Source organism: Micromonospora sp. NPDC049049 (assembly GCF_040649115.1).
Taxonomy (GTDB): Bacteria; Actinomycetota; Actinomycetes; order Mycobacteriales; family Micromonosporaceae; genus Micromonospora.
This window is the reverse complement of sequence record NZ_JBEZEX010000052.1, coordinates 18,703-30,608: the sequence shown is the minus strand read 5'-3', so window position 1 is coordinate 30,608 and position 11,906 is coordinate 18,703. Positions and strand designations below refer to the sequence as shown.

Below are 11,906 nucleotides of genomic sequence, written 5' to 3'. Positions count from 1 at the left end.
GGGGCAGCCCGACCCACGCAGGGATCAAGCCTGACCGCCCGGAGTGGGTCGGGCTGCCCCGGAACCCCACACCGCAACCCCCACCACCGCCAGCACAAAGATCAGTGATCGGCACTGTTCCAGTCCCGGCCCAGACCGACCGACACCTCCAGCGGCACCGACAACGGGTGAGCCTCGCCCATCTCCCGCCGGACCAGGGCCTCCAACGCCTCCCGCTCACCCGGCGCGACCTCGAAGACCAACTCGTCGTGCACCTGCAACAGCATCCGTGAGCCCAGCCCAGCCTCGCGGAGCGCGGTGTCGACGTGCAGCATCGCCACCTTGATGATGTCGGCGGCGGAGCCCTGGATGGGGGCGTTGAGCGCCATCCGCTCCGCGATGTCACGGCGCTGCCGGTTGTCGCTGACCAGGTCGGGCAGGTAGCGGCGTCGGCCGAGGATGGTGGAGGTGTAGCCGTCCTGGCGGGCCCGGGCGACCACCTGCTGGAGGTAGTCGCGCACCCCACCGAAGCCGGCGAAGTAGTTCTCCATCAGCCCGCGCGCCTCTTCGGTGCTGATGCTGAGCTGTTGGGAGAGGCCGAAGGCGCTCAGGCCGTACGCCAGGCCGTAGTTCATGGCCTTGATCTTGCGGCGCTGGTCGGGGGTGACCTCGCCGAGCGGCACCCCGAAGACCGACGAGGCGGTGGCGGCGTGGAAGTCGGCACCGGAGTTGAACGCGTCGATCAGCGCGTCGTCCGAGCTGAGGTGCGCCATGATGCGCATCTCGATCTGGCTGTAGTCGGCGGTGAGCAGAGACTCGTAGCCGTCTCCCACCACGAAGGCCCGACGGATCCGACGGCCCTCCTCGGTGCGGATCGGGATGTTCTGCAGGTTGGGCTCGGTGGAGGAGAGCCGACCGGTGGCCGCCACGGTCTGGTTGAAGGTGGTGTGGATCCGGCCGTCGTCGGAGACCGACTTCAGCAGCCCGTCGACTGTCGACTTGAGCTTGGCAACGTCGCGGTGACGCAGCAGGTGGGCCAGCACCGGGTGCGGCTGCTGCGCGTAGAGCCACTGCAGAGCGTCGGCGTCGGTGGTGTAGCCCGTCTTGATCTTCTTGGTCTTCGGCAGACCCAGTTCGGTGAAGAGGATCTCCTGCAACTGCTTGGGCGAGCCGAGGTTGAACTCCCGACCCACCGCCTCGTACGCGCCCTGCGCGGCGGCCTTCACCTCGGCGGCGAAGTGGGCCTCCAGCTCGGAGAGATAGTCGGTGTCGGCGGCGATGCCGGTGCTCTCCATGGTGGCCAGCACCCGCATCAGCGGCAGCTCCACGCCGGCCATCAGCCGGGCCGACTGCTCGCCGTCGCGGGACAGCTCGGCGTCGATCGCGTCGGCCAGGTCGAGGGTGGCGCGGGCCTGGAGCATCAGGTTCTGCTCGACCACCCCTTCGTCCCCGAGGCCGTCGAGGGTGAGCTGGCCGGACTCCGGGACGTCCACCCGCAGCTCCCGGTGCAGGTAGCGCAGCGCCAGGTCGGTCAGGTCGTAGGACCGCTGATCGGGGCGGGCCAGGTACGCGGCGATCTGGGTGTCCCGGACGATGCCGGCGAGATGCCAGCCGTGTGCGGCGCAGGCCAGTACAGCCGGCTTGCTGTCGTGCAGCACCTTGGGGCGCTGCTCGTCGGCCAACCAGCTGGCCAGGGCGCCCTCGTCGGTCGGGTCGAGCGTTGCCGGGTCGACCCAGGCCGCCGCGCCGCCGGCGGTGGCCAGCGCGAGACCGGTGATCGAGGCGGTGTGCCGGCGGTTGGGACCGGTGTCGAGTTTGACCGCCAGCCCGACCGGGGTGCCGGTCGGGACGTGCGTGGTCAGCCACCCGGCCAGCGCGCCGGGCTCGGTGAGCACCTCGCCGGTGAGGTCGAAGCCGGACTCGGCCTCCGGCTCGACCGCCTCCAGGTACTGGTAAAGGCGGTCGCGCAGGATGCGGAACTCCAGGGTGTCGAAGACCTGGTGCACCGCCTCCCGGTCCCAACCTGTCCAGCGGCTGTCCTCCGGGCGTAGCGGCAGCTCCAGGTCGGAGACGAGGCGGTTGATCTCGTAGTTGCGGATCACGTCGGCGAGTCGCTCCCGCAGGCTGTCGCCGGCCTTGCCCTTGATCTCGTCGGCCCGGGCGATGACGCCCTCCACCCCGCCGTACGTGGTGATCCATTTGGCGGCGGTCTTCGGGCCGACGCCCGGGATGCCGGGCAGGTTGTCACTGGTCTCGCCGACCAGCGCGGCGAGGTCCCGGTACTGCTGTGGCGTAACGCCGTACTTCGCCTCGATCGCCGCGGGGTCCATCCGGGCCAGGTCGGAGACGCCCTTGCGCGGGTAGAGGACGGTGATCTGATCGTCGACCAGCTGGAACGCGTCGCGGTCACCGCTGCTGATCAGCACCGACATGCCCTGGTCGCGGGCCTGGCAGGCGAGGGTGGCGATGACGTCGTCGGCCTCGAAGCCCTCTTTCTCCACCACGGGGATCTGCAGGGCTGCCAGGACCTCCTTGACCAGGCTGACCTGGCCCTTGAAGTCGGTCGGGGTCTCGCTGCGGCCGGCCTTGTACTCCGCGTACTTGTCGGTGCGGAAGGAGTGGCGGGAGACGTCGAAGGCCACCACGATGTGAGTGGGTTGCTCGTCGCGCAGCACGTTGATCAGCATCGAGGTGAAGCCGTACACCGCGTTGGTCGGCTGCCCCGTCGTGGTGGAGAAGTTTTCCACGGGCAGGGCGAAGAACGCCCGATATGCCATGGAATGTCCGTCAACGAGAAGCAGGCGCGGCGTCGTAGCTGTCACGGCAGCGACTCTAGTCCGCCGCTACGACAGGACGGGACACCGGCACGACGCCCGGCGCGGCCGAACGGAACGGCCGCGCCGGGCACCGGCTCAGAGCACCTTGGCCAGGAACGCCTTAGTCCGGTCGTGCCGGGGGTTGGCGATCACCTCGCGCGGCGCGCCGGACTCCACCACCACACCGTCGTCCATGAAGACCAGCGAGTCGCCGACCTCCCGGGCGAAGCCGATCTCATGGGTCACCACGATCATCGTCATGCCGTCGCGGGCAAGGTCCTTCATCACGTCGAGCACCTCGCCGACCAGCTCCGGGTCCAGCGCGCTGGTGGGCTCGTCGAAGAGCATCAGCTTCGGCTGCATCGCCAACGCCCGGGCGATGGCGACGCGCTGCTGCTGCCCGCCGGAGAGCTGCCCAGGGTAGTTGCCCAGCTTGTCGCCGAGCCCGACCCGCTCGAGCAGCGCGGCGGCCCGCTCCCGGGCGGCGGCCTTGCGCTCCCGGCCCAACAGCACCGGCGCCTCGGCGACGTTTTGCAGGGCGGTCATGTGCGGAAAGAGGTTGAACCGCTGGAACACCATGCCGATCGCGCGGCGCTGGGCGGCGATCTCCTTCTCCCGCATCTCGTGCAGCTTGCCACCGCGTTCCCGGTAGCCGATCAGGTCGCCGTCCACCCGGATCCGGCCAGCGTTGATCTTCTCCAGATGGTTGATGCAGCGCAGGAACGTCGACTTGCCCGAGCCGGAGGGCCCGAGCAGACAACAGACCTCGCCGCTGCGGACCTCCAGGTCGATGCCCTTGAGCACCTCCACCGGCCCGAACGACTTGTGCACCTGCTCGGCGCGGACCATCACGCCGTCGGCGGCCGTCTCCGCGGCCTCCGCCGATGTCGTCACCTGCGTCATCACCGACCCGCCTCGCTCGCGCTGCCGCCGGCCTCAGCGGTGATCCCGCGCAGTCTGATCTTGGCTTGGGCGCTCCTGCCGAACCCCCTGGAGAAGTGTCGCTCCAGGTAGTACTGCCCGACGAGCAGCACGCTGGTCAGCAGCAGGTACCACAGGCAGGCCGCCACGTACATCGGGAAGACCTGGAAGGTCCGGTTACCCACGGCCTTGAGCTGGAAGAACAGCTCGGTGGAGACCGGCACGAAGGCCACCAGCGAGGTGTCCTTGAGCATCGCGATGGTCTCGTTGCCGGTCGGCGGGATGATCACCCGCATCGCCTGCGGCAGCACGATCCGGCGCAGGATCTGGGTACGGCTCAGGCCCAGCGCCTGCGCCGCCTCGGTCTGTCCCTCGTCCACCGACTGGATCCCGGCCCGGACGATCTCGGCCATGTACGCCGCCTCGGAGAGCCCGAGCGCCAGCATGCCGGCGACGAATCCCGTGAGGATCTCCAGCGCGGAGAAGCCGAACAGACGTGCCTCGAAGTCGTCGACGCCGAAGAGCGCGCCGATCTGCCGATCGAACGGGAGGCCGAACTCGATCCGGGCCCAGAGGATGCCGAGGTTGCCGAAGAGGATCGCCAGCACCAGCCGGGGCACGGCCCGGAAGAACCAGGTGTACGCCCAGGAGACGCCCCGCAGGATCGGGTTCTCCGACAACCGCATGATGGCGACGACAACGCCGAGACTGACGCCGATCAGCATCGCGAGCACGGTCAGCGCGAGCGTGCCGCGCAGACCCTCCATGATCGGCGGCCGGAACATCTCGTCGACCATGAACGCCCAGTTGAACGCCTTGTTCGTCACCAGCAGGTGGACGAACATGGCCACCAGCACCCCGATCACGGCGACCGCTACCCAACGCCCGGGATGCCGGACGGGCACGGCCTGGATGGGTTCCGGCCGTGCCCGTTCGGTTGTGTCCGTTTCCGACGACATGCGTCAGTTGGCGGGGTTCAGCGCCGAAGAGGTAATGGCGCCACCCTCGACGCCCCACTTCTTCAACGCGGTCTGGTACGAGCCGTCAGCGATGACCGCTTGGACGGCTTCCTTGAGCACCTCGGCGAAGGCGGTCTGGTCCTTCTTGACGGCGTAGCCGTACGGGGCGGACTCGTAGATGTCGCCGATCAGCTCCAGCGAGCCGTTGCTCTGCTTCACCGCGTACGCCCCGACCGGCGAGTCGGCCAGCATGGCGTCGTTCTTGCCGCTGAACACGGCGGCCGTGGCGTCGCTCTGCGCCTGGTACTGGTCGATGGCGATCGCCGGCTTGCCGCCGGTGGTGCACTTCTTCGACCGGGCGGTGATGTCGTCGAACTGCACGGTGCCGGTCTGCACGGCGATCTTCTTGCCGCAGGCGTTGTCAATGTCGATCTTGGCCGCGTTGCCGGCCTTGGTCACCCACTGAGTGCCGGCGGAGAAGTAGCTCACCATGTTGACGCTCTTGAGACGCTCGGCGTTGATCGTGAACGACGACACGCCGATCTCGTACTTGCCGGAGTCGACACCGGGCAGGATCGCGTCGAACGGCGACGACTCGTACTCGGCCTTGAGACCGAGCTTCTGCGCCACCGCGTTGAACAGCTCGACGTCGAAGCCGACCACCGTCTTGCCGTCGGCGTCGAGGAACTCCGCCGGGGCGTACGTCGAGTCGGTGCCGACCTTGATCACACCGTCGGACTTGATGGCGTCGGGCACCTTCCCGGCCAGCGCCGAGTCGGCCGCCGCCGTGACGGTCGGGCCGGCACCGGGTGAGCCGCTGTTCTCCTTCTCCCCACACGCCGTCAGCGAGAGGGCGATCAACGCCGCACTGGCGGCGCCGAGCGCCGCCCGCCGGGCACCGTTGGTAATGAACATTTCTGCACTCCTTGCGTGAGGGGTGTGACGGCCGCTCAGGCCACGCCGAGGTATGCCTCTTTGACCGCCGGGTCGTGCAGCAGCTCGGCACCGGTTCCGGTCTTGACGATCCTGCCGGTCTCGAGCACGTACGCCCGGTGCGCTCGGGCCAGCGCCTGCTGCGCGTTCTGCTCCACCAGCAGGACGGTGGTGCCCTGCTCGTTGATCTCCTTGATGATGTCGAAGATCTGCTGGATCAGCATCGGCGCCAACCCCATCGAGGGCTCGTCGAGCAACAGCAGCTTGGGCCGGCTCATCAACGCCCTGCCGACGGCCAGCATCTGCTGCTCGCCGCCGGACAGGGTACCGCCGGCCTGCTTACGTCGCTCCGCCAGCCGGGGGAAGAGGTCGAGCACCCGGGCCAGGTCCTCGGCGATCCCGGCGCGGTCGCGCCGGGTGTACGCCCCCATGTCCAGATTCTCGAGCACCGACATGCCGGGGAAGATCCCCCGACCCTCGGGCGCCTGGCAGAGCCCCCGCCGGACCCGCAGGTCGGCTCGGAGCTTGGAGATGTCCTCACCCTCGAAGCGGATGCTGCCGGTGGCGATCGGCCGAATCCCGGAGATAGCCCGCATGGTGGTCGACTTCCCGGCGCCGTTGGCGCCGATCAGCGCGACGATCTCACCCTCGGCCACGGTCAGGCTGATGCCGTGCAACGCCTGGATCCGCCCGTAGAGCAGGCTCACATCGTCGATCTCAAGCAACATCGTCCGGCACCCCCAGGTACGCCGCGACCACCTTCGGGTTGTCCCGCACCTCGGCGGGCAGCCCTTCGGCGATCTTCTTTCCGAACTCCAGCACGACGATCCGGTCAGTGACGCCCATGACCAGGCGCATGTCGTGCTCGATCAGCAGCACGGTCACGCCGGTGTCCCGGACCTGCCGGATGAGCTGGAGCAGCTCCTCCTTCTCCGCCGGGTTGAAGCCGGCGGCCGGCTCGTCCAGGCAGAGCAGCACCGGATCGGTGGCCAGCGCCCGGGCGATCTCCAGCCGCCGCTGCTCCCCGTAGGAGAGGTTGCGGGCGAACTCGTGCAGCCGGTGCCGGATGCCGACGAACTCCAGCAGCCGCTCGGCCTTCTCCCGTCCCTCACGCTCCTCGCGCCGGTGCCGAGGCAACCGGAACAGAGCGGAGATCACGCTGGTCTTGTGGTGCGCGTCCGCGCCGACCTGGACGTTCTCCAGGGCGGTCATCTCCGGGAACAGGCGGATGTTCTGGAACGTCCGGGCCATACCCATCTGGGTGATCTGGTGGCGCTTCTTCCCGCTGATCTTGCCGCCACGGAACCGGATCTCACCCTTGGTGGGCTGGTAGATGCCGGTCATCGCGTTGAAGCAGGTGGTCTTGCCAGCGCCGTTCGGGCCGATCAGCCCGAGGATCTCCCCCTTGTAGAGGGTGAAGTTGACGTTGTCGAGCGCGACCACGCCGCCGAAGCGCAGCGTGACGTCGTCGACCTCCAGCAGCGGCTCCCGGTTGGGGACCGCCTCCACCGCCGGCGCGCCGGCCTGCGCCGGAACAGCCGGCGTCTGATCGGTGTCACTCACCGACGATCACCTCCTTGCGACGGTCTTTGAACTCCGCCGCCCGTCGTCGGTTCGGAATCAGGCCTTCCGGCCGGAAGATCATCATCACCACGAGGACCAGACCGAAGATCAGGAACCGGTACTCGTACAGCTCCACGCCGAACAGCTCGATGCCGCGGAACCGCTCGATCATGTACGCCACCAGGCCACCACCGACGATCGCGCCGACGATGTTGCCCGAACCACCGAAGATCACCGCCGCCAGGATGATGATCGAGTTGAGCAGCTCGAAGTTCTGCGAGTTGACGAAGTTCTGCTTACCCGCGAAGAGCGCGCCGGCCAGGCCGGCGATCGCGGCACCCGAGGCGAATGCCCAGAGCTTGAACTTGAACGTCGGCACGCCCATCAGCTGCGCGGCGTCCTCGTCCTCCCGGATCGAGATCCAGGCCCGACCGACCCGACTGTTCGTCAGGTTCCGCACACCGATCACCACCAGGATGATCAGCGTGAGCACCAGCCAGTAGTACGGCCGGGCGTCCAACACGCCGAAGAACGGCTTGCCGTCGGCGTACTTGCCGGGCGGGTGCGGGATCTGGTTGAAGCCCCGCTGTCCCTTGAGGAACTCCGAGCTCACCGCGGCGATCCGGATCATCTCGGCGAAGCCGAGCGTCACGATCGCCAGGTAGTCACCGCGCAGACGCAGCGTCGGCGTACCGAGCATCACACCCGAGAGCATGGTCAGCCCGATCGCCAGCGGCACCACGAGCAGCCACGGCCAGAGCGTCTTGAGGTTGCTGCTCGGCGACGTCAGCACCGCGACGGTGTACGCGCCGACGGCGAAGAAGCCGAAATAGCCCAGGTCGAGCAGGCCGGCGAAACCGACCACGATGTTCAACCCGACGGCCAGCAGCACGTAGATCGAGACGGTGAACAGCACCTGCGTGAAGTTCGCACCGGGGGTCGGGATCGGCCCGAGATACTGGTAGAACTCCCTGTTCGGCAGCGCGTAGAAGAACGCGATCACCGCGACCAGCAGCGCCCAGCGCACCCAGCGCGGCGCGCCACGCCACCGTTCTCCGGCCGCCTCGCGGCCGGAACGCACCCTCTCCAGGACGGTCGTCATGCCCGTGCCCTCCCCAGCGATTCGCCCAGCAGACCGGTCGGCCGGAACATCAGCAGCACCACCAACACCGCGAAGGCAGCGAAGTCCTTCCACTGACTGCCGAACAGACCTGCGGCGTAGTTCTCCACCACGCCCAGCAGCAGGCCACCGATCAGCGCGCCGCGCAGGTTACCGATACCACCCAGCACCGCGGCGGTGAAGGCCTTGAGCCCCAGCAGGAAACCGACGCTGTAGGTCAGGGTCTGGATTCGCACGTCGTAGAGCAGACCGGCCACGCCGGCCATGGCACCACCGGTGATGAAGACCATCAGGATGATCCGGTCCTTGTTCACACCCATCAGCGCGGCGGTGTTGGCGTCCTGGGCCACGGCCCGGATACCCCGACCGGTACGGCTGCGGTTGATGAAGAGGTCCAGCAGGACCATCATCAGCAGCGCCGCGCCAATCGTCAGCAGCTGCACCGAGTCGATCGGCACGCCGAAGAGGTGGAACAGCGGCTTGCTGCTCACCAGACTGGGCGCGCCCTCCGGCAGTCGGCGGGTCCAGATGCCGAAGGCCTCGGAAATCGCGATCGAGGCACCGATCGCGGTGATCAGGAAGGCCAGCGGCGGGGCGTTGCGCTTACGCAACGGCCGGTACGCCACCCGCTCGATCACCGTCGCGGTGCCCGCCGAAGCGATGGCGGCGACGATCATCGCCACCAGCAGGTAGAACAGGATCGAGCCGATCCCGCTGACCTGTGAGTTCTGGTCGAGTCCAAAGCCGTTCCAGGTCCAGATCGCTGCGAACGCGCCGGCGATGAAGACCTCGGAGTGAGCGAAGTTGATGAGTCTCAGCACGCCGTAGACCAGCGTGTAGCCGAGCGCGACCAGGGCGTAGATCGCGCCCTGGGTCAGGCCGGTCGTGGTGAGTTCTCCGAAGTTGGAGAACAGTCCATTGAAGTCCAAGGGAGGGACGCTCCATCAGGTCTGGAGAGAAAAATGGGGCGCGGCCGGGAGCGAGCAGCTCCCGGCCGCACCCGCGATCACAACTCAATCGCCGTAGCAGCGACCAACATCAGGACTTGGGGATCTCCTGGTCCGGGACAACCTTGCCGCCCGTGACCTTGAAGGCCCAGACCTTGACCTGTGCCGGGTCCAGCTCGCCGGTCTCGGTGAACTTGTAGCTCGCCGCGACACCCTCGCCGCTGTAGCCCTTCACGAACTCCAGCAGGCCCTCACGGGTGGTCTTGCCAGCCTTGATGCCGGCCAGCAGGATGTTCGCCGCGTCGTAGGCGGTGTCGCTGTAGGTGCCCGGGTCGGTGCCGTGGAGCGCCTTGAACTCCTGCACGAACGTGCCCCGGGCCTCGGCGGCCGGCTGGCACGGGCAGGTGAGGATGGTGCCCTCGGCTGCCGCTTGACCGGCGGAGGTGATGTACGCACCGTCGTTGACGCCGTCGCCGGCGACCAGCGGCGCGGTGACCCCGGCAGCGGTGAGCTGCTTACGGATCAGGCCGGCCTCCTGGTAGTAACCGCCGTAGAAGATCGCCTTCACGTTGGCGGCCTTGACCTTGGTGACCACACCGGAGAACTCGACCTGCTTGCCCTCGCCCTGGACCTTGTCCGAGCCGACGACCGTCGAGCCGAGGACCTTCTTGACCTCGTCGGCCAGGCCGGCACCGTACGCGGACTGGTCATCGATGACGTAGACCTTGTCGGCCTTCATCACGTTCTTAATGTAGTTGCCGGCCGCCGGGCCCTGGCTGAAGTCGTTGCCGACCGCGCGGAAGAAGGTCTTCCACTTCTGGTCGGCCAGGCTGGGCCGGGTCGCGGACGGAGTGATGGTCACCAGGCCGGCCTCGTTGAACAGCGGGCCGGCCGCCTCGGACTCACCCGAGTACGCCGGGCCGATGATGCCAAGGATCTTGGTGTCGTCGATCGCCTTCTGCGCCAGACCAGGCGCCTGGTCGGGGCTGCCCTGCGAGTCCAGGGCGGCCAGCTCGACCTTGCAGTCGGCGTTTTCCTTGTTGTACTTGTCGACGGCGAGCTTGACACCGTTGTTCTCGTTGATGCCGAGCGCGGCCGAGCTGCCGGTCAGCGCGCCGAAGAATGCGATCTTGTTGCCGCAGGAGTCACCGCCCCCGCCTGCCGCATCGTCGCCACTGGAGCATGCGGTTCCGCCGGCGACGAGCGCCACCATGGCGACCCCACCGATAACGCGCGCGAGCTTTTGCCTCAAGGCCCGAACCCTCCTCGTCCCATGGTCCGAACCACCCGCTGGCTATTGGCCCTTGCGGGGGCGGACGAACCAGACCGTCGTCGCCGGTCTGGGGCCGGACGTTATCCCACCGTGGAGCTGTGACGTAAGCCCCAAGCGAGCGGGTTGACCGAACCGTTACACGCCGTGGCGGATTGGAAACGATCCCTGTAAGAACCTTCGGTTGTGAAGCTTTTTCACCTTCGTTTCGTCGGCGCCGGCCGGAGGGCCTCCATCAGCTACCGATCAAGGTCCGACACCCCGGCCCACCAGGCACGCGACGTTTTTCCATCGTCGGCCACCAACAGCAGTCGATCTCCAGTCGAGGTCACCGAGACCGCGGCGTCTCCGCTGTCCGGTACGGGCCACGGCATGCTCACCGCCCGCCATGACTCGCCCACATCGACCGAGAGCCACAGTGCGTGACGGTCCCCGTCCCTCGTCACCGCCACCAACCTCTGCCCCACGGCCACCAGCCCGGTCGCCGACGCCACACCTGGTCCGACCGCCCCGAACCCGCCCACCGGCCGCCAGCCCTGCGCCGTCAGCCGCCAACTGCCGAACCCAGCCCGCAGCGGCCCGACCGCCACCGGTACACCGCCAGCCACTGCCACCCGTTGCGCCTGCCCCCGCCCATCCACCACCGGCAGGGCGGCCCGTCGCCAACTCCGGCCGTCCGCCGAGGACCAGGCCAGCGGCACCAGCGCCGTACCCCCGGGCGGCAGCAACGAACCCACCACCAGCCAACCCGACGGCACGGCGACCGCGTCGTACGCCGCCGTCCGCCCCCGCTCGTCACCGGCCAGCTCCGGCGCGCCCTCCACCAGCGCGAACGCGGCCGCGTCCGGGGAGATCCAGACCGCCGCACCGTCGATCCGACTACCGGCGATCAACCAGCCCCGCGGCCCCGCCGCCAACCGGGCCACGTTGACCGCTCGCGGCCCGGCGTACCGCTCGAAGGGCGCGTCCACCTCCTGCAGCGCGCCGTCCGACGCCTGCCTCCAGGTGCCGGTGCGGGGATTGCCGTGCGCGCCCCCGTTCTTCGCCCCGACCGCCGCCAGCCGTCCGTCCCGGCAGGCTGGCGCGGAGAGCACGTGCTGTCGGCCGTAGAACGTCACCGGCGCCGTCGGCAGCGGCACCCAGGAAATGGCATCCGGGCTGCTCCAGGCGGCCGGGCGGGTCTCCCCGGCCAGATCGACCACGCCGCCGACCACGTACCACCGGCCGGCACAGGCGGTGGCGTCGCGCAGCACCGGTCGACCCGGCACACCCGGGGTGTCCGGCAGGACCACCGACTGCCAGGCCGGCCGGACCGGCAGCGGCTCCGGACAGTCGGGACAGGCCGAGGACTCACAGGCCGTCACCAGCACGGCGAGAACGCCGAGCACTGCCCCCATC

General features: G+C 68.5%; 10 protein-coding genes. All 10 read right to left on the bottom strand.

The genetic code is table 11. The annotated features are described in order from the left end of the window. Positions 1-101: 101 nt before the first annotated feature. The 10 genes from polA to AB0B68_RS31095 all read right to left on the bottom strand — a co-directional run bounded on the left by polA (position 102) and on the right by AB0B68_RS31095 (position 11,905). A complete protein-coding gene (polA, locus tag AB0B68_RS31140; protein ID WP_357199456.1) occupies positions 102-2,801 on the bottom strand; it encodes a DNA polymerase I in 2,700 nt (899 codons plus the stop codon). A gap of 90 nt (positions 2,802-2,891) precedes the next feature. Next, the gene (locus AB0B68_RS31135) at positions 2,892-3,698 is read right to left on the bottom strand and encodes an amino acid ABC transporter ATP-binding protein (protein ID WP_355007594.1); all 807 of its coding nucleotides are present in this window, start codon (positions 3,696-3,698) and stop codon (positions 2,892-2,894) included. Then, a complete protein-coding gene (locus AB0B68_RS31130) occupies positions 3,698-4,675 on the bottom strand; it encodes an amino acid ABC transporter permease (RefSeq protein WP_355007595.1) in 978 nt (325 codons plus the stop codon). The genes AB0B68_RS31135 and AB0B68_RS31130 overlap by 1 nt, the downstream gene beginning before the upstream one ends. A gap of 3 nt (positions 4,676-4,678) precedes the next feature. After that, complete coding sequence (locus AB0B68_RS31125) at positions 4,679-5,590, bottom strand: ABC transporter substrate-binding protein (protein ID WP_357199459.1); 912 nt, start codon at positions 5,588-5,590, stop codon at positions 4,679-4,681. Positions 5,591-5,625: 35 nt separating this feature from the next. Further along, positions 5,626-6,336 carry an ABC transporter ATP-binding protein gene (locus tag AB0B68_RS31120; RefSeq protein ID WP_355007597.1) on the bottom strand — a complete coding sequence of 237 codons (711 nt, stop codon included), beginning with the start codon at positions 6,334-6,336 and terminating at the stop codon, positions 5,626-5,628. Further along, positions 6,326-7,117: an ABC transporter ATP-binding protein gene (locus AB0B68_RS31115; RefSeq protein WP_357199502.1), complete on the bottom strand. Its 792-nt coding sequence runs from the start codon at positions 7,115-7,117 to the stop codon at positions 6,326-6,328. Before AB0B68_RS31115 ends, AB0B68_RS31120 begins: the two co-directional genes overlap by 11 nt. A gap of 46 nt (positions 7,118-7,163) precedes the next feature. Further along, on the bottom strand, positions 7,164-8,273 hold the full coding sequence (locus AB0B68_RS31110) for a branched-chain amino acid ABC transporter permease (RefSeq protein ID WP_355007598.1): 1,110 nt from the start codon (positions 8,271-8,273) through the stop codon (positions 7,164-7,166). Further along, the gene (locus AB0B68_RS31105) at positions 8,270-9,220 is read right to left on the bottom strand and encodes a branched-chain amino acid ABC transporter permease (RefSeq protein ID WP_091407906.1); all 951 of its coding nucleotides are present in this window, start codon (positions 9,218-9,220) and stop codon (positions 8,270-8,272) included. Before AB0B68_RS31105 ends, AB0B68_RS31110 begins: the two co-directional genes overlap by 4 nt. Positions 9,221-9,329: 109 nt before the next feature. Next, a complete protein-coding gene (locus AB0B68_RS31100; RefSeq protein WP_357199464.1) occupies positions 9,330-10,490 on the bottom strand; it encodes a branched-chain amino acid ABC transporter substrate-binding protein in 1,161 nt (386 codons plus the stop codon). A 257-nt stretch (positions 10,491-10,747) separates the two neighbouring features. Next, positions 10,748-11,905, bottom strand: a complete 1,158-nt coding sequence (locus AB0B68_RS31095; protein ID WP_357264505.1) for a hypothetical protein — start codon at positions 11,903-11,905, stop codon at positions 10,748-10,750. Position 11,906: the final 1 nt, after the last annotated feature.